The sequence below is a fragment of the Segniliparus rugosus ATCC BAA-974 genome (assembly GCF_000185725.2).
In the GTDB taxonomy this organism is placed as follows: Bacteria; Actinomycetota; Actinomycetes; order Mycobacteriales; family Mycobacteriaceae; genus Segniliparus; species Segniliparus rugosus.
In genome coordinates this window covers 1,908,143-1,928,138 of sequence record NZ_KI391953.1, presented here as the reverse complement: position 1 = coordinate 1,928,138, position 19,996 = coordinate 1,908,143, and the positions used below count along the sequence as shown (strand labels likewise).

At 69.2% G+C, this 19,996-nt stretch carries 19 protein-coding genes and 2 pseudogenes; 5 read left to right on the top strand and 16 right to left on the bottom strand.

What is annotated here, in order from left to right:
* Window positions 1-5 precede the first annotated feature (5 nt).
* Window positions 6-1,076 carry an Rv2578c family radical SAM protein gene (locus tag HMPREF9336_RS09485; RefSeq protein WP_007471245.1) on the top strand — a complete coding sequence of 357 codons (1,071 nt, stop codon included), beginning with the start codon at window positions 6-8 and terminating at the stop codon, window positions 1,074-1,076.
* Here the strand turns inward: HMPREF9336_RS09485 and hisS are convergent.
* Both hisS and HMPREF9336_RS09475 read right to left on the bottom strand, forming a co-directional pair.
* The gene (gene hisS / locus HMPREF9336_RS09480) at window positions 1,073-2,371 is read right to left on the bottom strand and encodes a histidine--tRNA ligase (RefSeq protein ID WP_007471243.1); all 1,299 of its coding nucleotides are present in this window, start codon (window positions 2,369-2,371) and stop codon (window positions 1,073-1,075) included. The genes HMPREF9336_RS09485 and hisS overlap by 4 nt on opposite strands.
* Window positions 2,368-3,078 (bottom strand): MBL fold metallo-hydrolase, encoded by a 711-nt coding sequence (locus tag HMPREF9336_RS09475; RefSeq protein WP_007471241.1) that lies wholly within the window; start codon window positions 3,076-3,078, stop codon window positions 2,368-2,370. The genes hisS and HMPREF9336_RS09475 overlap by 4 nt, the downstream gene beginning before the upstream one ends.
* Window positions 3,079-3,171: 93 nt before the next feature.
* On the opposite strand from HMPREF9336_RS09475, the gene HMPREF9336_RS09470 reads away from it, so the two are divergent.
* Both HMPREF9336_RS09470 and HMPREF9336_RS09465 read left to right on the top strand, forming a co-directional pair.
* Complete coding sequence (locus tag HMPREF9336_RS09470; RefSeq protein ID WP_007471239.1) at window positions 3,172-4,065, top strand: peptidylprolyl isomerase; 894 nt, start codon at window positions 3,172-3,174, stop codon at window positions 4,063-4,065.
* Window positions 4,066-4,078: 13 nt separating this feature from the next.
* Window positions 4,079-4,864: a peptidylprolyl isomerase gene (locus HMPREF9336_RS09465; RefSeq protein ID WP_007471237.1), complete on the top strand. Its 786-nt coding sequence runs from the start codon at window positions 4,079-4,081 to the stop codon at window positions 4,862-4,864.
* A gap of 130 nt (window positions 4,865-4,994) precedes the next feature.
* Here the strand turns inward: HMPREF9336_RS09465 and HMPREF9336_RS09460 are convergent, their stop codons facing one another.
* The 13 genes and pseudogenes from HMPREF9336_RS09460 to pdxT all read right to left on the bottom strand — a co-directional run bounded on the left by HMPREF9336_RS09460 (window position 4,995) and on the right by pdxT (window position 17,753).
* Complete coding sequence (locus tag HMPREF9336_RS09460; RefSeq protein ID WP_021030421.1) at window positions 4,995-7,373, bottom strand: RelA/SpoT family protein; 2,379 nt, start codon at window positions 7,371-7,373, stop codon at window positions 4,995-4,997.
* A gap of 171 nt (window positions 7,374-7,544) precedes the next feature.
* Window positions 7,545-8,089, bottom strand: a pseudogene (locus HMPREF9336_RS09455) (adenine phosphoribosyltransferase).
* A gap of 74 nt (window positions 8,090-8,163) precedes the next feature.
* Window positions 8,164-9,828 carry an ABC transporter substrate-binding protein gene (locus tag HMPREF9336_RS09450; RefSeq protein WP_007471233.1) on the bottom strand — a complete coding sequence of 555 codons (1,665 nt, stop codon included), beginning with the start codon at window positions 9,826-9,828 and terminating at the stop codon, window positions 8,164-8,166.
* Window positions 9,818-10,933 carry a protein translocase subunit SecF gene (gene secF, locus HMPREF9336_RS09445; RefSeq protein ID WP_007471232.1) on the bottom strand — a complete coding sequence of 372 codons (1,116 nt, stop codon included), beginning with the start codon at window positions 10,931-10,933 and terminating at the stop codon, window positions 9,818-9,820. The genes HMPREF9336_RS09450 and secF overlap by 11 nt, the downstream gene beginning before the upstream one ends.
* Complete coding sequence (secD, locus tag HMPREF9336_RS09440; RefSeq protein ID WP_007471231.1) at window positions 10,930-12,609, bottom strand: protein translocase subunit SecD; 1,680 nt, start codon at window positions 12,607-12,609, stop codon at window positions 10,930-10,932. The genes secF and secD overlap by 4 nt, the downstream gene beginning before the upstream one ends.
* Complete coding sequence (locus tag HMPREF9336_RS09435) at window positions 12,602-13,240, bottom strand: hypothetical protein (protein ID WP_007471230.1); 639 nt, start codon at window positions 13,238-13,240, stop codon at window positions 12,602-12,604. The genes secD and HMPREF9336_RS09435 overlap by 8 nt, the downstream gene beginning before the upstream one ends.
* A complete protein-coding gene (yajC, locus tag HMPREF9336_RS09430) occupies window positions 13,233-13,553 on the bottom strand; it encodes a preprotein translocase subunit YajC (RefSeq protein WP_244431647.1) in 321 nt (106 codons plus the stop codon). Before yajC ends, HMPREF9336_RS09435 begins: the two co-directional genes overlap by 8 nt.
* Before the next feature lie 53 nt (window positions 13,554-13,606).
* Window positions 13,607-14,044 carry a PPOX class F420-dependent oxidoreductase gene (locus tag HMPREF9336_RS09425; RefSeq protein ID WP_021030420.1) on the bottom strand — a complete coding sequence of 146 codons (438 nt, stop codon included), beginning with the start codon at window positions 14,042-14,044 and terminating at the stop codon, window positions 13,607-13,609.
* 24 nt (window positions 14,045-14,068) lie between these two features.
* A pseudogene (gene ruvB, locus HMPREF9336_RS09420) lies at window positions 14,069-15,132 on the bottom strand (Holliday junction branch migration DNA helicase RuvB).
* On the bottom strand, window positions 15,129-15,728 hold the full coding sequence (gene ruvA / locus HMPREF9336_RS09415) for a Holliday junction branch migration protein RuvA (protein WP_007471226.1): 600 nt from the start codon (window positions 15,726-15,728) through the stop codon (window positions 15,129-15,131). The pseudogene ruvB and the gene ruvA overlap by 4 nt, the downstream one beginning before the upstream one ends.
* Window positions 15,725-16,294 carry a crossover junction endodeoxyribonuclease RuvC gene (gene ruvC / locus HMPREF9336_RS09410; protein ID WP_007471225.1) on the bottom strand — a complete coding sequence of 190 codons (570 nt, stop codon included), beginning with the start codon at window positions 16,292-16,294 and terminating at the stop codon, window positions 15,725-15,727. The genes ruvA and ruvC overlap by 4 nt, the downstream gene beginning before the upstream one ends.
* Before the next feature lie 54 nt (window positions 16,295-16,348).
* Window positions 16,349-17,104: a YebC/PmpR family DNA-binding transcriptional regulator gene (locus tag HMPREF9336_RS09405; protein WP_007471224.1), complete on the bottom strand. Its 756-nt coding sequence runs from the start codon at window positions 17,102-17,104 to the stop codon at window positions 16,349-16,351.
* A gap of 49 nt (window positions 17,105-17,153) precedes the next feature.
* On the bottom strand, window positions 17,154-17,753 hold the full coding sequence (gene pdxT, locus HMPREF9336_RS09400) for a pyridoxal 5'-phosphate synthase glutaminase subunit PdxT (RefSeq protein WP_007471223.1): 600 nt from the start codon (window positions 17,751-17,753) through the stop codon (window positions 17,154-17,156).
* Between the two features lie 752 nt (window positions 17,754-18,505).
* On the opposite strand from pdxT, the gene HMPREF9336_RS09395 reads away from it, so the two are divergent.
* Together HMPREF9336_RS09395 and HMPREF9336_RS18435 are read left to right on the top strand one after the other, a co-directional pair.
* Window positions 18,506-18,742, top strand: a complete 237-nt coding sequence (locus HMPREF9336_RS09395) for a hypothetical protein (RefSeq protein WP_007471222.1) — start codon at window positions 18,506-18,508, stop codon at window positions 18,740-18,742.
* A 10-nt stretch (window positions 18,743-18,752) separates the two neighbouring features.
* Window positions 18,753-19,046: a hypothetical protein gene (locus HMPREF9336_RS18435; RefSeq protein WP_021030419.1), complete on the top strand. Its 294-nt coding sequence runs from the start codon at window positions 18,753-18,755 to the stop codon at window positions 19,044-19,046.
* Between the two features lie 13 nt (window positions 19,047-19,059).
* Here HMPREF9336_RS18435 and HMPREF9336_RS09390 read toward each other — a convergent pair whose 3' ends face one another.
* Window positions 19,060-19,956: an aldose 1-epimerase gene (locus HMPREF9336_RS09390; RefSeq protein ID WP_169727313.1), complete on the bottom strand. Its 897-nt coding sequence runs from the start codon at window positions 19,954-19,956 to the stop codon at window positions 19,060-19,062.
* Window positions 19,957-19,996 lie beyond the last annotated feature (40 nt).

Sequence of the window (19,996 nt, the reverse complement as noted above, 5' to 3'; positions counted from 1 at the left end):
TCAGTATGCGATGGCAAGGACAGCTGCTTCGGAACGACGACGGCGAAGGCGCCCGTCCGGGCGAGACGCAGGCGCTGCCCGGCCTTGAGGCGACCACGTTCCTCCGGTCGGTGACCACCCCGGATTTCGCGGGCGTCACGTTCCACGAGGTGCTCTGCCGCAGCGCGCTCAACCGGGTGCCGAAGAGTTCGTCCATGCCCTTCGGCTGGACGATCAACCCGATGCGCGGCTGCTCGCACGCCTGCCGGTACTGCTTCGCCCGCTCCAGCCACGAGTACCTCGACCTCGATCCCGGCGACGACTTCGACAGGCAGATCGTCGTGAAGACCAATCTGGTCGAAGTGCTGCGCAGGGAGCTGCGCAGACCGTCTTGGGCCAAAGAGCCGGTGGCGATGGGCACGAACACCGACCCCTACCAGCGCGCGGAGGGCCGCTACCGGCTCATGCCGGGGGTGATCGAAGCCCTCGCGGGCTCCGGGACCTCTTTCTCGATCCTCACCAAAGGCACCCTGCTGCGCCGAGACCTCCCCGTCCTCAAAGAGGCCGCCAAACGGGTCCGCGTGCACCTCGCGGTCTCGATCGCCCTCGTCGACGAGCCGCTGCAGCAGTCGCTCGAACCCGGCACGCCGACCCCGAAGGCGCGGCTGGACCTCGTGCGGGCGGTCCGCGAGGCCGGGTTCTCCTGCGGCGTCATGGCCGCGCCGATCCTGCCTGGCATCACCGACTCGCGGGACCAGCTCGACCAATTGGTCAAGGAGGTCACCGCCGCCGGGGCCACCGGCGTCACCGCGTTCCCGCTGCATCTGCGCCCGAGCACCCGGGGCTGGTTCATGTCCTGGCTCGAACAGGAGCGCCCCGATCTCGTGCCCCGGTACCAGGAGCTCTACGCCAAGGGCTCCTACGTCACCCCGGCCTACCGCGCCTGGCTCTCGCAGACGATGGCCCCGATCCTGCGCAGGCACCGGGGCAGGCGGCCCGCCTCCCCGAGGCATGAGCACCGGGGCCTGCCGGACGCGCAGCGCGCTGCTTCGGCCAAGGCGCGGTCGCCGCAGGCCGAACCCGCGACGCTGTTCTAATGCTCGGCGGCGATCCGCCGCGCCAGCTCGGCGACGACGTCCGGCAGCGGCACCGCCGACTGCTCGCCCGAGCGCATGTCTTTCAGCTGCGCGTGCTCGGAGGCCAGCTCCGTCTCGCCGAGGATCAGCACGAACCGCGCGCCGGAGCGGTCCGCCGCGCGCATCGCCGCCTTCATCGCCCGGTCGCCGTACGCGAGGTCCACGCCGATGTCCGCCTTGCGCAATTCGCCGGCCAGCCGCGTCATCCGCTCTTTCGCCGCCGAACCCAGCGCGACGCCGAACACCGGGACTGCGCCCGCGCCGTCGTCCTTGATGTCTTCCGCGGCCAGGGCCAGCATGGTCCGCTCCAGCCCGATGGAGAAACCGACGCCAGGCAGCTGCTGCCCGCCGAGGTCGGCGACCAGGCCGTCGTAATGGCCGCCGCCGCCGATGGCGGACTGCGCCCCGAGCCCGGGGTGGACGAACTCGAAGGTGGTCTTCGTGTAGTAGTCCAGCCCGCGCACCAGTTTCGGGCTCAAGGTGTACTCGACCCCCAGCCCGCGCAAATGCGCGAGCACCGTCTCGAAGTGCTCCTTCGCGGAGTCTGAGAGGCAGTCCACCAGCAGCGGGGCGCCCACGAGCTGCGCCTTGACCTCCGGCCGCTTGTCGTCCAACACCCGCAACGGGTTGCGCTCTGCGCGCTGGCGGGTCGCCTCGTCCAAGTCCAGGCCGCGCAAGAACGAGAGCAGCCGCTCCCGGTACTCGGGACGGCACGTCTCGTCCCCGAGGGAGTTGATCTCCAGCCGGTAGCCGCCCAGGCCCAGCCTGCGCAAGCCCTCGTCCGCGACCGCCACCACTTCGGCGTCGAGCGCCGGATCGTCCACGCCGATCGCCTCGACGCCCATCTGCTGGAATTGGCGGTACCGCCCGGACTGCGGCCGCTCGTAGCGGAAGCACGGCCCCGCGTACCAAAGCTTCACCGGCAGCTGGCCCCGGTCCAAGCCATGCTCGACCACCGCCCGGACCACGCCCGCTGTCCACTCCGGGCGCAGGGTGAGCGAGCGCCCGCCTTGGTCCGGGAAGGTGTACATCTCCTTGCCGACGATGTCGGTGGACTCCCCGACGCCTCGGACGTACAGGGCCGTGTCCTCGAAGACCGGCAGCTCCGCGGGCTGGTACCCGGCCAGCTCCGCGGCCTCGACCAGCGCGCGCTTCGTCGCGACAAAACGCACCGAGTCCGGCGGCAAATAATCAGGCACCCCTTTGGGCGCCTGAAGCTTCTGCGCCTTTTTGGTCTGCGCGCCGGTTTCGGTCATGCCCGCAACTCCCTGATCCACTCGTTCATCCTTCGCTCCCGGCCTATTGTGGTGGCCGGGCCGTGTCCGGGCAGCACAAGGGTGTCGTCGGGGAGCGTCAGCAGCTTCTCGCGGATCGAGCGCAAAAGCCTCGGCATGCTCCCGCCTGGCAAGTCGGTGCGGCCGATCGAGCCCGCGAAGAGCACGTCGCCCGAGAACACCAAGCGGGAGGGCACGTCCCCCCGCAGACCTTGGGTGGCTTCGCCGATGCCGTCGAACTCACCGCCGAACAGCACCGACCCCGGCGTGTGGCCTGGGGCGAGGTCCACGGCGAACCGCAGGCCTGCGATGTCGAGCTCGTCCCCGTCCGCGAGGTCGAGCACTTTCTCCGGCTCGCGGAAGACAGTGCCCGCCGTCAAAAAGGACAGCGCGCCGAACATGGCCCCGATCCCTTTGCCGGGTTTGGTCAGCAACTCCCGGTCGTCGGGGTGGATGTACGCCGGGATCGAGTATTCGTCGCACACCTCGCGGGCGGACCAGATGTGGTCGATATGCCCGTGCGTGAGCAGCACGGCGACCGGCTTGAGCTTGTGCTCTTCAAGGGTTTGCCGCACTTGTTTCGCGGCGGACTGGCCCGGGTCCACGATGATCGCGTCCGCGCCAGGGGCGAGCGCGAGAACGTAGCAGTTGGTGTGGAACATCCCGGCGGAGAAGCTTTTTATGAGCATGGCCCGTCAAGTCTAGCCGTACTCCTTTCGGCTCTCCGCTAGAATGCATCGTCTGAATATTCCGGGACCGAATGCCATGGAGGTTGAGCTCTCTTGCCGAGCAACGAGCAAAAACGAGCTGCAGCGAAACGCAAGCTCCAGCGCCAGCTGGCCAAACGTGTCGAGCGCGAGCGTCAGCGCCAACGGCTGACCCTGGTGTTCGCCGGCGTCCTGGTCGTCGCCCTTGTCGCGGGCGGCGTGTTCTGGTGGATCAAATCCCGGCCGAAGCCCGACGTGCTCTCCTGCGCGTTCGAAACCTCGTCCGAGCCGCCGTCGAAACCGGTGGTCCGGCCCGCGAACGGCCCTGCGGTCACCACGCCCGCGACGCAGAGCCTGACGCTCAAGACCGACCAGGGCGACATTCCGCTCACCCTCGACCGCGCCAAGGCCCCGTGCGCGACGCAGAGCTTCCTCTCCCTCGCGGAGCAGAAATTCTTCAACGACACCAGCTGCCACCGGCTCACCACGGACGGCATTTTCGTCCTGCAATGCGGCGACCCGACCGGCTCCGGTTCCGGCGGCCCCGGCTACAGCTTCGCCGACGAGTCTCCCGTCTCCAAGAACAAGCTCTCTGTGACCAACGGGACCACGGACTACACCCGAGGCGTCCTCGCCATGGCGAACTCCGGCCCGGACACCAACGGCAGCCAGTTCTTCCTCGTCTACAAAGATTCCTTGCTCCCGCCGAAGTACACCGTCTTCGGGCACATCGGCGAGGCCGGGCTCGCGGTGCTCGACAAGGTCGCGGCGGGCGGCGTCGCCGCCCCGGCAGGCCAGGCTCCCGCCCCGAACCAGCCGCAGCCGACGGACGGCAGCCCGAAGATCCCCGTGAAGATCCTCGGCGTGGATCTCTCCGGGGCGAAGGCGGAAGCTTCTGCTCCGCCCGCTCCTGCGGCTCCGCCCGCTCCTGCGGCTCCGCCGGTCCAACCCGCCCCCGCCGGGCGCTAAGCGCGGGCGGGTCATGTTCCGAAAGGTTTTCGCGTCAGCGGCGCTGGCGGCGGCGCTCCTCGCCGGGTGCAATCGCGCCCCCACCTCGACCGTTGCGGCGCTGACGCCCAGCTCGACCCCGGCCAGCTCGGCCACGCTCGCCGCGAGTCCGACGACGGAGAGCTCGCCCAGCGCCACGACGATCGCGCCAGTGATCTCACCGTGCGATTTCCGGCCGACCCCTGTGGCCCCGCCCGCGCGGCCGGTCGCCCCGCCGCCGAACGGAGCCGCCCCCACCGACCCCGACGTCGTGCACGCGGTGATCGCGACTGACCAAGGCGATATTCCCCTGACCCTCACACCGGGGAAGACGCCCTGCACGGTGCTCAACTTCCTCAGCCTCGCGCAGCAGCATTTCTATGACAACACCGCGTGCCACCGGCTCACCACGGACGGCATTTTCGTCCTGCAATGCGGCGACCCGACCGGCACCGGCACAGGCGGCCCCGGCTACAGCTTCGCCGACGAGTACCCGATCGGGACCAGGGCGGCCCCGGTCCCCAACGCCTCGGACACCCTCTACACCCGAGGCGTCCTCGCCATGGCCAACTCCGGCCCGGACACCAACGGCAGCCAGTTCTTCCTCATCACCAAGGACTCCCCGCTGCCGCCGCATTACACCATCTTCGGGTCCACGGACGCAGCCGGCCTCGAAGTCCTCGACAAGGTCGCCGAGGGCGGCGTCATCCCCGGCCCGATGGGCGAGAACGACGGCGAGCCCAAGCTCCCCGTCCAGATCCTCAGCGTCCAAGGCCCGTAAGCCTGCGGGCGCGCTCCCCCTTTCTTCCCGCTCCCGACCCCGTCCGCAGAGGCCCGCCCGGCGAATCCTCGATCTGAAGCTGGAGCACCGCGACGAAACCGCGCTTCGCGCCCGCGTCGCGCGGGCGCAGTCACGCCGCCGAGGTGACCCGGTAGACGTCGTACACGCCCTCGACGTTGCGGACCGCCGAGAGCAGATGCCCGAGATGCTTGGGATCGCCGATCTCGAACGTGAACTTGGAGAGCGCCACTCGGTCGCCCGAAGTGGTCACTGAGGCCGAGAGGATGTTCACCCGCTCGTCCGCGAGCGCCTTGGTGATGTCGGAGAGCAGCCGGTGGCGGTCGAGCGCCTCGACCTGGATCGCCACCAGGAAGACCGAGGACGGGGACGGGGCCCAGGCCACCTCGATCAGGCGCTCCTGCTGGGCCTGCAGCGACGCGGAGTTCGTGCAGTCCACCCGGTGGACGCTCACGAAGCCGCCCCTGGTCACAAACCCGAGGATCTTGTCGCCCGGCACCGGCGTGCAGCACTTCGCGAGCTTCGTCGGCGTGTCCGAGGAGCCGACCACCTGCACGCCGCAGTCTTCCGAACGCCGCCGAGTGCGCACCGGCAACGTGGCCGCGCCCGCCCGCTCCACGGCGGCCTCGGCGGCCTCCTCCTCGCCGCCGAAATGCGCCACGAGGCATTGGACGACCTTCTGCGCGGAGACATGGCTCTCGCCGACCGCCGTGTAGAGCGCGGACACGTCCGGGTAGTGCAGCTCCCCCGCGACCGAGGCCATGGTCTCGCCGTTCAAGATCCGCTGCAGCGGCAGGCCGGACCGGCGGACTTCCTTGGCGATCGCGGCCTTCCCCGCCTCCAACGCCTCCTCGCGGCGCTCCTTGGCGAACCATTGCCGGATCTTCGTGCGCGCCCGCGCGGAGACGACGAACCCCTGCCAGTCGCGCGAGGGGCCCGCGCTCGCGGCCTTCGAGGTGAACACCTCGATGACCTCGCCGTTCTCCAAGGGGCGTTCGAGCGCGACGAGCCTGCCGTCCACCCTGGCCCCGATGCACCGGTGCCCGACCTCGGTGTGCACCGCGTACGCGAAGTCGACCGGGGTCGATCCCGAGGGCAGTGTGATGACGTCGCCCTTCGGCGTGAAGACGAAGATCTCCTTCACCGCGAGGTCGTAGCGCAGATCCTCGAGGAAGTCGCCGGGGTCGGACGCCTCGCGCTGCCAGTCGAGCAGCTGGCGCATCCACGCCATCCGGTCGACCTCCGCCGAGTCGCTGCCGACTTTGCCCTTGTTCTCCTTGTAGCGCCAATGCGCCGCGATGCCGAACTCCGCGACCCGGTGCATCTCCTTGGTCCGCAGCTGCACCTCGAGCGGCTTGCCCTCCGGACCGATCACCGTGGTGTGCAGCGACTGGTAGACCCCGTAGCGCGGCTGCGCGATGTAGTCCTTGAACCGGCCTGGGAGCGGCTGCCACAACGAGTGCACCACGCCGACCGCCGCGTAGCAGTCGCGGACCTCGCCGCAGACCACGCGCAGGCCGACCAGGTCGTGGATGTCGTCGAAGTCCCGCCCCTTGACGATCATCTTCTGGTAGATGGACCAGTAATGCTTGGGGCGCCCGGCCACCTTCGCGTCCACCCGGAACGAGGACAGCGCCGATTGCAGCTCGCCCTTCACTCTGGCCAGGTACGTGTCCCGCGACGGGGCCCGGTCCGCGACCAAGCGCACGATCTCGGCGTATTTCTTCGGGTGCAGCACGGCGAAGGCGAGGTCTTCGAGCTCCCACTTCACCGAGGCCATCCCGAGCCGGTGCGCGAGCGGCGCGATGACTTCGAGGGTCTCCTGCGCTTTTCGCACCTGCTTCTCCGGCGGCATGAAGCGCATCGTGCGCATGTTGTGCAACCGGTCCGCCACCTTGATGACGAGCACCCTCGGATCGCGCGCCATGGCGATCACCATCTTGCGGATGGTCTCCGCCTCGGCCCCCGCGCCCCACGTCACCTTGTCGAGCTTGGTCACCCCGTCCACGATGTGCGCCACGTCCGAGCCGAAGTCCCGCTCCAGCTCTTCGAGCGAGTACCCCGTGTCCTCGACGGTGTCGTGCAGCAGGGCGGCCACCAGCGAAAGCGTGTCCATGCCCAGTTCGGCGAGGATGTGCGCCACCGCGAGCGGATGGGTGATGTACGGATCCCCCGAGCGCCGGAATTGGCCCTTGTGCCGGACCTCGGCGATCTCGTACGCCTTCGCCAACAGGCCGAGGCTGGCCTTCGGGTACAGCTCGCGGTGCAGCGCGGCGAGCGGCTCAAGCTCGGGCTGCAGCCCCGAGCCTCGGCCTGCCCCGAGGCTGCGGGCGATCCTGCTGCGCAGCCTGCCGCCGGACTTGGGGCTCGGCCCCGGAACGGCGTTCGTGCCGGGCGGGGCTGGCTGCTGGGCGGGCTCCTCCGGCACGGCGACTCCCGTGCCGGGGATCTGCACCGGAGTCGGCTGGCGGATCTCTTGGCTCGCTGTCATATTGCCACCCCGCATCGCAGACCCGCCCCGCCCGGCACGCCCGAAGCGCCCGCGCGGCGCACTGTCGATCCCACCTCGGCGCCGCAGGACGCTGCGCCTTGATGGTCGCGCTCCTGCAGTACCACGCCTACCATCCGACCATGATACCTCTGGTGATCGAGCCCGCTCGTCTTACCGCAGTTGTTCGTCGCTGAGCAAAGTCACCACGTCGAGGCCTTCCTTCGCCAGCCTGGCCCTGCCGCCGAGTGCGGGCAGTTCCACCACCGAAGCCGCTGCGAGCACTCGGGCCCCCGGCCGGCCAACAGCACGGCGGCGGCCGCGAGCGTGCCGCCGGTCGCCAACAAGTCGTCGAGCAGCACAACGTCCTGGCCCGCGAGCGCCACCCCGTCGGCGGGGATCTCGATCCGCGCCTCGCCGTACTCCAGCGCGTAGTCCTCCCCCGCGACCGGCGGCGGCAGCTTGCCCGCTTTGCGGATCGCCAGCACGCCGCAACCGCGCAACGCGGCGAGCGCCGCAGCGAACAGGAACCCTCGCGCCTCGACCCCCGCGATGATCCCGGCCTTCGGCGTCGACTCGTCCAGCGCCGCCAGCACCTCGTGGAAGGCTTCGCCGTCCGCGAGCGCGGGGATCAGGTCGTAGAACAAAATGCCAGGACTGGGGTAGTCCGGGATCTTCCGAATCGCCCCTGCGAAGCGCTGCAACGCCATATCACTCATCACCGCTCCATCGGTCCAAGCCAGCCCGCCAGCAACTGAGGCAGAACACAGCAGAACATGGACCACACCAACGCTTATCCATCACCGCTCCACCGGTCCATGTTCCATCCCGTCGCGCACGCCGTGGCGCCCGGCTGCACGCCGCTCAGCGTCTCGCTCCACACCACCGAACGCGGCGCGGCGAAAAGAGGGATCATCGGCAGATCGTCCCACACCGCGTCCTGCGCCCGTGCCAGCAGCCCGATCCGGTCGTCTTCCTTCTCCGCGAGCGCCAATTGTGCGACGAGGTCGTCCGTCCGGGCGCTCTGATAGCCGGAGAGGTTCTCGCCTTCGCCCTCTCGCACCTGCGCAGCGGAAGCCAGACCCCAGGAGGGGCCCGCCGCTCCCCCGGCTCCCGTCGCGAGGTCGGAGCTGGTCAGCAGCACGTCGAACTGCCCTTTCGCCGGGGCCAGCGGATCGAACTCGTTCGATTTGTCCTCGACGCGGATTCCCGCCGGATCGCACGCGTCCGCGACCGCTTTGACCAGGGCAGCCCTGCGGGCGTCCGGGGCGAGGTACCCGACGCGGACGGTGAGCGGCTGTCCCTTGGCCGCGGAGTCGCGCGCCTGATACGCAGCGGCGGCGTTCGGCTGGGCGTAGCGGGCGGGCTGGGACGCGGACAACTGCCAGGGGTCTTGGGAGCTGGACAAGGCGCCAGAGGCAAGGGGCTCGTTGTCCCCGAAGCGCGCGGCAAGCTCGGCTCGGGGCAGGCAGAGCGCGAACGCCTCTCGCGCCCGTTTCTGCGCGAACGCGCCCCGCAACAACAGCACGAACTGCTCGATCCCGAGCGAGCGGACCGTCCGCTCGCTCATGCCCGACGGCAAGCGCAGCTCCCCGAGCGAGCCCTTCCCGATGTCGATCACCTGCGCCCCAGCCACCGGCGGGCGGAACCCTTTCGGCCAGATCGCGACCTTCGGGATTCGAGCCGGGTCGCCCCACCATCGCGGGTTGCGCACCAGGGTGGTCGGCCCCGATCCGGTGGATTGGATTTGGTACGGGCCGCTGGACGGGAACCTCGCCTGGTCGAACTTCGCGCCGAAACTCCACCCCTCGTTCCAGAACTTCCCCGCCGCCTGCAGCTTGGCCCGGTCGTCCGAGCCCATCGCGCCCGCGACGTCCACGCCGACCGCCTTGGCGAGCACGTGCGACGGGAGGATCGTCCCCGGGCCGAAGAGACTCGGCCAGTCCGGGAAATGCCGCTCGAACACGGCAGTCGCCGTCTTCGAGCCTTTCTCGCACTGCATCTGGGAGATCAGCTCGTAGCCCAGCTTGCTCGCGGGCTGGGCCCCTGGCAGCCGCCCGGAGAGCGCCGCCCAAGCGAGCACGAGGTCTTCGCAGGTCATCGCGACTCCGTCCGACCATGTCGCTTTCGGGTTGAAGGTGTAGCGGACGGTGAACTCTTCCCCCTGCCCGGTCTGCGGCTCCGCCGCGCCGATGTCCGAGTCCGCCACCGAGCCCCCGGTCGGGGCCGGGTAGCTGAACCCCGGCAGCACGCGGGAGAAGGCCATCAACGTCCCGTTGGAGCGTCCGAGCACCGTGTTGGCGTTATAGGTCGGCAGCTTCGCGTCGATGAAGTAGTTGACGACTCCGACTTTGTCGCGGAAGAACCCGCAGCCTGCGACGGAGCCGAACACGAGGCACAGCGCCCAGCCGAATCGGACGAGCTTGCGGCGACTGCTGAGCCCGAAGCTACGACGCATCCGCCCCGGCCCGGCGACGCGAGGCGACTTTCGCATTGTGCCGTTTGATCTCCTGCTTGCGCTCCTTGAGCGTCACCAAAAGCGGCGTCGCGACGAAGATGGAGGAGTAGGCGCCGCTGATCAGGCCGACCAGCTGCACCAGCGCGAGGTCCTTGAGCGTCCCCACGCCGAGCAGGAGCACCGCGACCACGACGAGCCCGAGCACGGGGAGCACGCCGATCACCGTGGTGTTGATCGAGCGCATCATCGTCTGGTTCATCGCGAGGTTCGCCAGTTCCGCGTACGTGCGGCGCGTGGTCCGAGTGACCCCCCGGACGTTCTCCGCCACCTTGTCGAAGACGACGACGGTGTCGTAGAGCGAGAAGCCGAGGATCGTGAGCAGGCCGATGACCGTCGCCGGGACCACCTCGAAGCCGACGAGCGAATACACGCCCGCCGTCACGACGAGGTCGAAGAGCAAGCTGATCAGAGCCGCGATGGCCATGTCCAGCTCGAACCGGATCGCGATGTACGCGCCAACCGCGAGGAGGAAGACGCCGAGCGCGATCAAGGCGCGGTTCGTGATCTCGCCGCCCCAGCTCGAACTCACAGAAGACACGTTGACGGCGGCCTTGCTCGGTTTCCCGTCGTGTCCCTTCGGGTGGAATGCCTCGAAGAGCGCATCGGTGACCTTGACGGTCTGCGCGTTGTTCAGATCGCCGGTGCGGATCTGCACCGTCGCGGAGGAGCCCGTGCCCACCGTCTGCACCGAGACCGGCTCGTGGCCGGTCGTCTCCGCGATGACCTTGGCGATCTTGCCGTTGTCGGTCGTGCCCTCTGCCGGGAAGGAGATCGAGGTGCCGCCGACGAACTCGATGCCGAAGGTGAACCCCCGGAACACGAAGCTCGCCACGCAGACCAGGAGGATGCCCGCCGTGATCAGGGACAGCAGCTTGCGCCTGCCGACGATCTCGAACGCCCCGGTGCCGGTGTAGAGCCGGGTGAATAAGGACGGCCGGCCGTCTGCTTTCCCGCGCTCCGCCTCTTCCTCTGCTTCGTCAACCTCAGTTTCGAGCTCAGCCTCGTCCACCGCGTCGATCTCTTTCTCTGTTGCTTTCTCGCTCACGCGCTCACCGCCTGAGCGCGCGCCCGGCCCAGGCCGGTGCGGCTGGGTTTCGCCCACCACGCCCTGGTGGACGCGGCGTGCACCAGCGGATGGGTCACGAGGAACACCACCACGAGGTCCATGATCGTGGTGAGCCCGAGCGTGAAGGCGAAACCGCGCACCTCGCCGATCGCCAGGATGTAGAGGACCGCGGCGGCGATGAAGGTGACCGCGTTGCCGGAGAGGATCGTCCGGCGCGCCCGCTCCCACGCCCTTGGCACCGCCGAGCGGAAGGAGCGGCCCTCGCGGACCTCGTCCTTGATCCGCTCGAAGTACACCACGAAGGAGTCTGCCGTCATGCCGATGCCGATGATGAAACCGGCGATGCCCGCGAGGTCGAGGGTGAACCCGATCCAGCGGCCCAACAGCACCACGACCGCGTAGTTCGCCACCCCGGTCAAAATCAGCGACAACAGCGCGAGGAAGCCGAGCGCGCGGTAGTAGAAGAGCGAGTACAAGAGCACGAGGACCAGGCCGACGACGCCCGCGATCAAACCCGCGCGCAGCGAGGCGAGGCCGAGCGTGGCCGAAATGGTCTGCGCCTCGGACGAGGAGAACGAGAGCGGCAGGGAGCCGTACCGCAGCACGTTCGCCAGCTCTCTGGCCTGCGTCGCGCTGAAGTCCCCGGTGATCTGCGTGCTGCCGTTGATCACGCCCTGGATCACCGGGTGGCTCACCACGCGGGAGTCCAGGGTGATCGCGGTCTGCGTGCCGACGTGGCCCTCCGTGTACTTCGACCAGATCTCCTGGCCGTGCGGCTTGAACGACAGGCTCACGCTCCACGTGCCGCGCTGGTTGTCGAACTGGGAGCCCGCCTCGGAGATCTCCTGTCCGTCGATGATCGAAGGCTCGAGGACGAGCTTCTCCTTGCCGTCCGTCGAGCAGGTGACCAAGGGCAGCTTCGGGTCGTCGTTGCCGCGCAGCGGGTCCGGCTTCGAGCAGTCCAGGCTCTTGACCGCCTTGTCCAAGGGGCCGAACTTCTGCTCGACCAGCTTCGCCGTGCCCTCCGGGTCGGTGAGCATCATCAGCCTGATGTTCTGGATCTCCTCCTGGCTCACCTTCACCAGCACGTCGGGCGACTGCCGGATCGCGCGGGCCTGCTGGATCTCCTTGGCTTGCTCCTCCGTGACGTCCTGGCCGGCGGGAGCGGGCTCTCCGGCCGGCGGGGCCTGCTCGCCGTTCGCGGGCGGAGCCGGAGGCGGCGGCGGCGCGAACATGTCGGGGGCGGTCTCCTTGTTCCAGACCATGGCCTCGCCCTTCACCGGGTCCTTCGCGACCGGGCGGATGTACAGCCGCGCCGTCTGTCCCAAAGTCTTCGCCTGCGAGCCTTCCTCGCCCGGCACCGTGATGACCAGGTTGGAGCCTTGGATGAGCACTTCCGAACCAGCGACGCCGAGTCCGTTCACCCGCTGCTCGATGATGTTTTTCGCGAGCTTGAGCGAGTTCTGGTCCGGGTCTTTCCCGTCCAGGGTGCGCGCCGTGAGCGTCACGCGGGTGCCGCTCTGCAGGTCGATGCCCAGGTGCGGGATCTTCTTCTTGTCGCCCGTGAAGAGCACGAGCGAGTACAGCCCGGCCAAGAAGAGCACGAACACGGTCAAATACTGCAGGGGCTGCATGCCCCGAGATCGTCTAGGCATGACATCCTCCGAGCGCTTGGACCAGCGGGCTCGCGTCCTGTGAGGCCAGCCGCACGGTGAACGGGGTCGGCCCGTTCACCTCGATCGTCGCGACCACTTTCGAGTCCACGACGACAGCGGCGAGCGTGCCCGCGTTTTTTGATGTGTACTGCGACCAGGCGCTTTGCGCCTGGGGGGAGAAGACAAGGTCAGCTCCGGAGCCCGCGACCACGCAGGAGACCTGCGCTCCGTCGATGATGGCGGGCTTGAGCACGTACTTCGTTCCAGCGTCCGAAGAGCAGGCCACCAGCGGCAGTTTCGGGTCGTCCTTGCCGCCCAACGGGTCCGCCTTCGCGCAGTCCAGGCCCTCCGCCCCGGCGACGAGCGCCCCGGACTGGGCGGTCTGCTCCTCGGAGAGGAGCGCGGCGGCCTGCCTGGCCTGCTGCGACGGCACAGTCGGGTACGCGGCGAAGAATTTGGGGTAGCTCGCGCGGGAGAACGCCATATTGCCTTTCGCGTCGCTCAGCCCGGCTCCGTTCTTCGCCACCGGGCGGACCTGGAACCGGGAAGCGGGCTCCGCCTGCGCGGGAACCGCCGAGAGCGCGCAGGCCCCAGCAGCCACCACGAGCGCGCCGAGCAAACCGTTACGCACGATCCGGCCCGCTCTCCTCTGGCGAGGCTGTCTCGGCCTCCACGGCGTCCGCCTCGGCTTCCGGCTCCTCAGCCTTCTCCCGCACCGCGATCTTGGTCCACTCCGTCACCACGCCGGTCGCGATCTCCAAGAGGATGGTCTGATCCCGCACCTCGCGCACCGAACCGCGCAGCCCGGACGTCGTGACCACCCGGTCGCCCGCCACAAGGGAGTCGTGGAACGCCTGGAGCTGTTCGAGCGCCCTGTTCCGCGAACGGCCCTGCCACCACATGAACAGGAACATCAGGGCGCCGAGCCCGATCAACGGCAGCATTTGCTGCACAGTGTCATCCTTCCTCGAGGCTTCGCCTCAGGTTTTCGCGAGCCTTAGACCGGGAGGGCGTTCATGAGGTCGAACTTCGCCTGCACCTGCGTCGCGCGGATCCGGTACAGCGCCTCGTCCTGCCCTTTGAAGAACTGCAACGTCTTCTCGAAGTCTTCCTGCGGGGTGTACCGCGCCACCAGCTTGGCCAGAAGCTCGTCGAAACGCTCCGGCTCCGCGCTCTTGGCCACCACGCCGGTGATCGAGACGTACGAGTAGGGCGGGCATCCGTCGTCCACGAGGAACGCGACGCGCGGATCCTCCGCGAACGCCTTCGCCTTCGGCGATTCCCGACCGGTGAAGAACACGATTTCGCCGTTGTCCACCACAAACCACACCGGGACGACCGCAGGCCTGCGGTCCTCGCGCAAGTAACTCAGTTTTCCGTTGCGATCGCCCTCTGAGAGGAACGCCGCCACCCGGGGATCAGTCAATTCAGCCACGGGAGAGCAGGATAGCACCTCAGGCTAGTCATCCTCCCAAAGCAACGCTGCGTGCTGCTCCGTCGGCGGTTTCAACCCCAGATGCGCCCAGCCCGCCTGGGTCGCCACCCGCCCGCGCGGGGTGCGCGCGACCAGGCCGGCGCGCACTAAGAACGGCTCGCAGACCTCGGCGACGGTCGCAGGCTCCTCGCCGACGGCGACCGCGAGCGTCGAGACGCCCACCGGCCCCCGCCGTGCCCGCTGACCAAGGCCGAGAGCACCGCGCGGTCCAATCGGTCCAAGCCGAGCTCGTCCACGTCGAAGATCTGCAGGGCCGCCTGGGCCGCCGCCAAGTCCACGAAGCCGTCCCCTCGCACCTGCGCGTAGTCGCGCACGCGGCGCAGCAGCCGGTTCGCGATCCGGGGCGTGCCCCTCGACCGGCTCGCGATCTCGATCGCCGCCTCCGCGTCGAGCTCCACTCCTAAGATCTTCGCCGAACGCGCCAGCACCTGCGACAGCTCTTCGGGGGTGTAGAACTCCATGTGGCCCACGAAGCCGAACCGGTCGCGGAGCGGGTTGGTGAGCGCCCCCGTGCGGGTGGTCGCGCCGACGAGCGTGAACGGCGCGAGCGTGAGCGGGATCGCCATCGCGCCTGGCCCTTTGCCGACGACCACGTCCACACGGAAGTCCTCCATCGCGAGGTAAAGCATCTCTTCGGCGGGACGCGCCATCCGATGGATCTCGTCGATGAACAGCACGTCGCCCTCCACGAGGTTCGACAAGAGCGCGGCCAGATCCCCCGCGCGCTCCAGCGCCGGGCCGGAGGTCATCCGCAGCGCCGCGCCGAGCTCGCCCGCCACGATCATGGCGAGCGAGGTCTTGCCGAGGCCTGGCGGCCCGGAGAACAGCACATGGTCGGGGACCGCGCCCCTGGATTTCGCGCCTTGGAGCAGAAGGCGCAGTTGCTCGCGGACCTTGGGCTGGCCGATGAAGTCGTCCAAAGCGCGCGGGCGCAGGCTCGCGTCCAGCTCGGCCTCGCCGACGGCCGCCTCCGGCCGCACCGCGCGGTCCAAGTCCGCAGAACGCTCTGGATCGGTGGTCACGCTCACCTATTCTTCCCCAGGATCGCCAGCGCGCCGCGCAACGCGACCGCAGCGCTCGCGTCCTGGTCCTCGGCGAGGACGGAGTCCGCCGCGGATTCGGCGGGTTTGAGGGCGAAGCCGAGGCCGACCAGCCCGTCCACCACCTGCTGGCGCACCAGCGCGCTCCCCTCCGGAGCCCCCGGTTTCCCCGTCGCGCCGACACCGACGCCGACCTTCTCTTTCAGCTCCAGCGCCAGCCGCTCCGCGACGCGCTTGCCGACGCCGGGGACTCGGGTGAGCGCGGCGAGGTCCCCCTCGCCGATCGCCCGCCGCAACTGTGCGGGCTCGAGCACCGAGAGCACGGCCATCGCCAGCTTCGGCCCGACTCCCGAGACGGTGCGCAGCACGTCGAAGAGGTCGCGCGTCTCGCGGTCGGGGAACCCGTAGAGCGTCTGCGCGTCCTCCCGGACGATGAAGGAGGTCACCAGCCGCAGCTCGTCCCCCCGCGCCGCCATCGCCGCCGTCGAGGGCAGGACGACGACGTGGTACCCGAGGCCAGCGCATTCGACCACGACATGGTCGGCCCCGACTTCGACGGCCTCGCCTCGGACCGATGCGATCACAGCCAACCTCCTGTCTTGCGCGCCCCGGCGAGCGCGACGGCCTCCGCCAGACGATTCGGCCGCGCTTCGCCCGCCACCGCCGCGCGGCCAAGGAGCGGAGCGCGCCAGCAGTGGCAGATCGCAAGCGCGAGGGCATCGGCGGCGTCGGCGGGCGCGGGTTTCACCTTGAGCCCCAGAATCCGGGTCACCATAGCGGTCACCTGGTCTTTGTCGGCGCGTCCGTTGCCCGTCACCGCAGCCTTCACCTCGCTCGGGGTGTGCGTGCGCACCGGGATCGAGCGTCTGGCGGCGAGCAGCGCCACCACGCCGGAGACCTGGGCGACCCCCATGACCGTCCGCACGTTGTGCTGGGCGAAGACCTGCTCGACGGCGACCACGTCGGGACGGTGCGAGTCGAGCCAATGCTCGACCTCGTCGGCGATCCGGGACAGCCGGTGCTGCAACGAGTCCTGCGGCGAGGTCCGGCACACGTCCACGTCCAGCGCGGTGACCTTCCGGCCCGCCCCTGCCTCCACCAACGCCAAACCGCATCGGGTCAGCCCAGGGTCGATGCCCATCACTCGCATGTTCGAAAGGATAGCGGGCGGGGGCGCCCCGGCCGCGGTGACACGCCGCGCGGGCTACTCGGCTTCGAGCTGCGCCAACACTTCCTCGGAGATGTCCATGTTGGTGAAGACGTTCTGCACGTCGTCGCAGTCCTCCAGCGCGTCGACCAGCTTGAGCGCCTTGCGGGCCGTCTCGAGGTCGACCTCGACTTTCGAGAGCGGCTGGAACTCCACCTCGGCGGACTCGTACTCGATGTTCTCGCCGCGCAGCGCGTCGCGGACGGCGGGGAAGTCCGAGGGGTCGGAGAGCACTTCGAAGTTGTCGCCGAGGTCGTTGACCTCCTCGACTCCTGCCTCGAGGACCACGCCGAGCAGATCGTCCTCGGTGAGGTTGCCCTTCTCCACCAGGACGACGCCCTTGCGCGCGAAGAGGAACGACACCGAGCCCGGATCAGCCAGCGTGCCGCCGTTGCGGGACAGCGCGGTGCGCACCTCCCCCGCCGCGCGGTTGCGGTTGTCGGTCAAACACTCCACGTACAGCGCGGTTCCGCCGGGGCCGTAGCCCTCGTAGAACAGGCTCTGCCAGTCCGAGCCGCCGGCTTCCTCGCCCGCGCCCCGCTTGCGCGCCCGTTCGATGTTGTCGTTCGGGACGGAGTTCTTGCGCGCTTTGACGATGGCGTCGTACAGCGTCGGGTTGCCGTCGGGGTCCCCGCCGCCGAGCCGGGCCGCGACCTCGACGTTTTTGATCAGCTTCGCGAAATTCTTGCTCCGCTTCGCGTCGAGCACGGCTTTCTTATGCTTAGTCGTCGCCCACTTGGAATGGCCGCTCATACATACCTCAGTTCTTGATCGTTCTTCGTGGTCCCAACCTAGCAGCGCGTCAAGCGCGAGCCATCGACAAGAACAACGCGTGCCAGCGAATGTCCGCCGTGAGTTCCGGGTGGAACGCTGTGACCAGTATATTCCCCTGCCGCGCCGCGACTATCTTCGGCTCCGCGCCGTCCGAGGAGGCCACTGTCGCGAGCGTCTGGACCCCCGGACCGGCCCGGACCACCCACGGAGCCCGGATGAACACCGCGCGCGCGGGATCCGGGCCAAGCTCGGGCACGTCGAGATCCTCCTCGAACGAGTCCACCTGCCTGCCGAACGCGTTGCGGCGCACGGTGATGTCGATGGCTCCGTAATTGCGGGTGCGCTCGTCGGGCGGGTCCACCGCCTCGGCGAGCAGGATCAGGCCCGCGCAGGAGCCGAACGCGGGCATCCCGCCCTTCAGCCGCTCCCCCAGCGGCTCGGCCAGCTCCGTGACGGCCAGCAGCTTCGTCATCGCGGTGGACTCGCCGCCCGGCAGAATCAGCGCGTCGACCGAGGCGAGCTCCTCCGGCCTGCGCACCAGGACCGGCTCTGCCCCCGCCGCCCGCGCGGCTTCCGCGTGCTCCGCCACTCCGCCCTGCAACGCCAGGACTCCGACAGAAAAACCCATGGGGGGAATTGTATGGAACCGGTCGGGCCAGGACCGCGTCCCATCCGTCGAAGCCCCGCTGCCCGTGCTCCGCCGACCGCCGGGGCGGGCTCGACGCGCAAAGCCAACGCATTCGCGCACAGCCAGCCCGAAACCGCGCCCTTGCGCTGCGCAACCCCTTATCGGAGACAATATCCAGCAGTGACGACCCCCTCCAGCGTGCCGCTTGAAGCCTGCCAGGATCGCCCACGATAATGAGCACATGACGTACCCGTACCGGCGCGAGGACGCCCCGGCCTCCTCCGCTCCGCACGAGCCGCCGCAAGGGCCGACCGAGCCGAGTTCGGGCGGCTCGCCGAAGGGCCTGATCGCAGGAACCTCGGTCGCCCTCGCCGCGGTCGCCGGGCTCATCGCGTATCTCGTCTGGCCGTCGAAGCACGAGGCCCCCGCCGCCCGGTCGAGCACCTCGCTCATCCCGCCGGTCTTCTCGCAGTCCTCCTCCTCGGAGGAGCCCGTCCCCGCGCCCCGAGCCGACGACGACCGAGGCGGCTCCTGCCCCCGCTCCGCCGCCGCCTCCCCCGCCGCCGCAGACCACGACGGTCACCAGGACGGTCAATCCCGAGCCGCCGCCACCGCCGCCCGAGCCGGAGACGACCACGCCGGCTCCTCCTCCGCCGCCACCGCCGACGAGCACGTCCACCGCGCCGCCCAAACCCACGACAGCGGACATCGTCCTGGAGGTCAGCGGGTCGGGCGGGGCGCGGGTCGGGCGCGTGTCGCTCAACGACGGCACCCCGTCCGGCGGGTCGTACGTCTACTCCATGCCCTTCACCCATTCGAGCACGGTCACGCTGCCGCGCAGCGTCCGCATCTCGGTGGAGTGGGTAAAGGACGGGCCGCTCGACTTCGGCACCAGGCCTGTGTTCGCCTGCCGCATCCTGCGCGGGGGCCAGGTGATCGCCGAGAATCGGGGGGTCGGCTACGCCTCATGCTCCGCATCGCTGAACTAGGGTTATCACTATGACCTACCCGTACAAGCAGACCCAGCCATCCGCGCCGACGCCGACACCCTCTGCCCCTGGCTCGGAACCGTCCGCCCCGCATGCCCCGGAACCTGCAGCTCCGGCTTCCGCGAGCGTGGCGGAAGCGAAGAAATGGCTCATCGGCGGACTCGTCGCCGTCATCGTCATCATCGTCCTGACGACGATTCTCGTGAGCACCGAGCACGACAAGACGCCCCCGCCGACCACCCCGACCCCGGGAGCCGCCTCGGTCGTCGCCGACCAGGGGGACGAGCTTCCCGCCCAGGCGTAGGCCGCCTCGTCTCCTAGCCGACCGTGATCGAGAACTCCGCGCGGTACGGCTCGCCGAGACTCGCGAACCGCAGCCGGTCGCCGCTGCGCAGCGCGTCGGTCGGAGCCGTCATCGGCTCGAAGCAGATCACTTCCTCGCCCGCGGGGGCGAAGATCTGCGCGCACGGGTAGCCCTCGTCGAAACTGACTTCGATCCGCCGCCCACCCGAGGAGACGGCGAACACGGAGCCGACGGCGATCCCGTCGTAGCCGTCGTCGAACAGCCGCTCGCCCAGCGTGAAGGCCTCCGCCGGTTCGAGATTCCCCGCTCCTGTGGGGATGCCGGATCCGTCGAGTTCCAGACGGCGGCGCGGCGGCAACTCGACCCGCCACTCCTCCCTCGCCGTGCCGGGGATCCGGAGATACGGGTGAAAACCGAACGACACCGGCACGGGCTTGGACGAGGTGGCGGTCAACGTCGTTCGGATCCGCAGCCGCCGCCCGGCGAGCGCGATGGCGAGCGTCAGCCGGTGCGGGAACGGGAAGCTGGCCAGCAGTTCCGCACAGGCCCCGAAGTCGAACTCCGCCACAAGCTCGCCCGACGTGGCGGACCGAACCCGCCAATCCGGACGCGCGGCCAGCAGTCCGTGCATCGGCAGACCGTTCCCGTCGAGGTGCACCCCCGCAGCCCCGTCCGACAGCACCACCGTCTCGCCCGAGACCGTGTAGTCATGCGCGCTCAGCCGGTTCGCCCACGGGTGCAACAGCGGAATCCCCATGGTTTTGCCCGAGGACAGATACGCCTCCAGCCCCCGCCGCTGCCCCAGCAGCTCGGCCCCGCCGTCGGCCAACGACACGCCGATCATGCCCGCGGCAGGCACGAACACGGCGGCCAGACCGGAAGCCTCGTCCGACAGGGTGAATCTCTGCAGCTCGGTCATATCGCCGATCATGCCACAACGGGCAAAGCCC

Excerpts from the sequence above, each read along its gene's own strand:
- HMPREF9336_RS09460 (WP_021030421.1), bottom strand. The coding sequence starts at position 7,373 with ATGACAGCGAGCCAAGAGATCCGCCAGCCGACTCCGGTGCAGATCCCC.
- HMPREF9336_RS09450 (WP_007471233.1), bottom strand. The coding sequence starts at position 9,828 with ATGCGTCGTAGCTTCGGGCTCAGCAGTCGCCGCAAGCTCGTCCGATTC.
- HMPREF9336_RS09405 (WP_007471224.1), bottom strand. The coding sequence starts at position 17,104 with ATGAGCGGCCATTCCAAGTGGGCGACGACTAAGCATAAGAAAGCCGTG.
- HMPREF9336_RS09465 (WP_007471237.1), top strand. The coding sequence starts at position 4,079 with ATGTTCCGAAAGGTTTTCGCGTCAGCGGCGCTGGCGGCGGCGCTCCTC.
- HMPREF9336_RS18435 (WP_021030419.1), top strand. The coding sequence starts at position 18,753 with ATGACCTACCCGTACAAGCAGACCCAGCCATCCGCGCCGACGCCGACA.
- yajC (WP_244431647.1), bottom strand. The coding sequence starts at position 13,553 with ATGCTGCCGTTGATCGGGCTCGGCGCCCTGATGTTCCTGTTCATGTGG.
- hisS (WP_007471243.1), bottom strand. The coding sequence starts at position 2,371 with ATGACCGAAACCGGCGCGCAGACCAAAAAGGCGCAGAAGCTTCAGGCG.
- HMPREF9336_RS09485 (WP_007471245.1), top strand. The coding sequence starts at position 6 with ATGCGATGGCAAGGACAGCTGCTTCGGAACGACGACGGCGAAGGCGCC.
- secD (WP_007471231.1), bottom strand. The coding sequence starts at position 12,609 with ATGCCTAGACGATCTCGGGGCATGCAGCCCCTGCAGTATTTGACCGTG.
- pdxT (WP_007471223.1), bottom strand. The coding sequence starts at position 17,753 with ATGGGTTTTTCTGTCGGAGTCCTGGCGTTGCAGGGCGGAGTGGCGGAG.
- ruvC (WP_007471225.1), bottom strand. The coding sequence starts at position 16,294 with ATGCGAGTGATGGGCATCGACCCTGGGCTGACCCGATGCGGTTTGGCG.
- HMPREF9336_RS09475 (WP_007471241.1), bottom strand. The coding sequence starts at position 3,078 with ATGCTCATAAAAAGCTTCTCCGCCGGGATGTTCCACACCAACTGCTAC.